This is a genomic window from Spirillospora sp. NPDC046719, assembly GCF_040645715.1.
In the GTDB taxonomy this organism is placed as follows: Bacteria; Actinomycetota; Actinomycetes; order Streptosporangiales; family Streptosporangiaceae; genus Spirillospora.
In genome coordinates this window covers 1-1,645 of record NZ_JBEYYT010000861.1, presented here as the reverse complement: position 1 = coordinate 1,645, position 1,645 = coordinate 1, and the positions used below count along the sequence as shown (strand labels likewise).

Here is a 1,645-nt window from a genome sequence, read left to right as displayed (position 1 = left end):
CTGGCCGGGCGGCTGGACCGGCGGCCGTGGCGGGCCGCGGTCGTCGCGAGCGCCCCGGCACAGCTCGCGGACGCGCTGCGCCGCGTCGCCGAGCTCGCCGCCGAGGGGACCGAGCGGCACATCGACCCGGCGGCCGGCGTGTTCGTCGGCGGGCCGGGCGGGCTGCCGCGCATCGTGTTCCTGTTCCCCGGCCAGGGGTCGGGCACCCGGTCGGACGGCGGGGCGCTGCGCCGCCGCTTCGACACGGTCGACGAGCTGTACGAGGCGGCCGCGCTGCCGGCCGGCGCCGACCAGGTGGAGACGGCGGTGGCGCAGCCGCGCATCGCGACCGCGTCGGCGGCGGGGCTGCGGGTGCTGACGGGGCTCGGCGTTCAGGCGCAGGCGGCCGTCGGGCACAGCCTCGGCGAGATCACCGCGCTGCACTGGGCGGACGCCCTCGACGAGGACGCGCTGCTGCGGATCGCGGCGGCGCGCGGCGCGACGATGAGCGAGCTGGCCGAGGACGGCGGTTCGATGGCGGGCGTGTCCGCCGGCGCGGAGACCGTCGCCGCGCTGCTCGCCGAGCAGGACGACGGCGTCGTCATCGCGGGCCACAACGGGCCGAGGCAGACGGTGGTGTCGGGGCCGTCCGACGGGCTGCTGGCGGTGATCGGCCGCGCGACCCGGGCCGGGCTCCAGGCCGTCCGGCTGCCGGTGTCGCACGCGTTCCACTCGCCGCTGGTCGCGCCCGCCGCCGACGCGTTCGCCGGACGGCTCGGCGAGGAGCCCCTCGCCGGTCCGCGCCGCCAGGTGTTCTCGACCGTGACCGGCGCGCCGCTTTCCGCCGCGATGGCGCCGGACGAGTTGCGCGCGCTGCTGCGCGAGCAGATCACCGCGCCGGTGCTGTTCGCCGAGGCGCTCGCGGCCGCGGCCGGCGACGCGGACCTGCTGATCGAGGTCGGGCCCGGGCAGGTCCTCACCCATCTGGCCCGCGAGATCACCGGCGTCCCGGCCGTCGCGACCCGCACCGACGAGGACTCGCTCGGCGGGCTGCTCGCCGCGCTCGGCGCCGCGTTCGCCGCGGGCGCCGGCGTCCGCGTCGCCGACCTGTTCGCCGACCGGCTGATCCGCCCGTTCGACCCGGACGCCGAGCCGGCCTTCATCGCGAACTTCTGCGAGATCGTCCCGGAGGTGGACGCGGCGCTGCTCGCCGACGCGTCCGCGCGGGCCGCCACGTCCGGGGGCGGCGCGCCCGGCGGTGACGTCCCCGGCGAGGTGGACGCCGGCGACCCGCTGATGCTGATGCGCACGCTGGTCGCGCGCCGCGCCGAGTTCCCGCTGGAGGCCGTCCAGGCCGACAGCAAGTTCCTCGACGACCTGCACCTCAGCTCGATCGTGGTGTCGGAGCTGGTCGGCGAGGCGATGCGGACCCTCGACCTCGCCGAGACCGCCGCCCCGACCGGGTACGCGACCGCGACGCTCGGCCAGGTCGCCGAGACGCTGCAGGAGCTGGTCGCGACCGGCGGCGCCGGAGCGGAGGACACCGAGGCCGCCGCCGCGAAGATCGTCCCGCCGGGCGTGGGCCCGTGGGTGCGGGCCTTCGCCGTGGACCGCCGCCCGGCCGCCGTCCCCGGACGGGCCGCGCCGCGCACCCCGGGCGCCTGGC

At 78.7% G+C, this 1,645-nt stretch carries 1 protein-coding gene; it reads left to right on the top strand.

What is annotated here, in order from left to right:
* On the top strand, positions 1-1,645 hold a 1,645-nt coding region (locus ABZ914_RS51040), incomplete at both ends, for an acyltransferase domain-containing protein (RefSeq protein WP_500201773.1).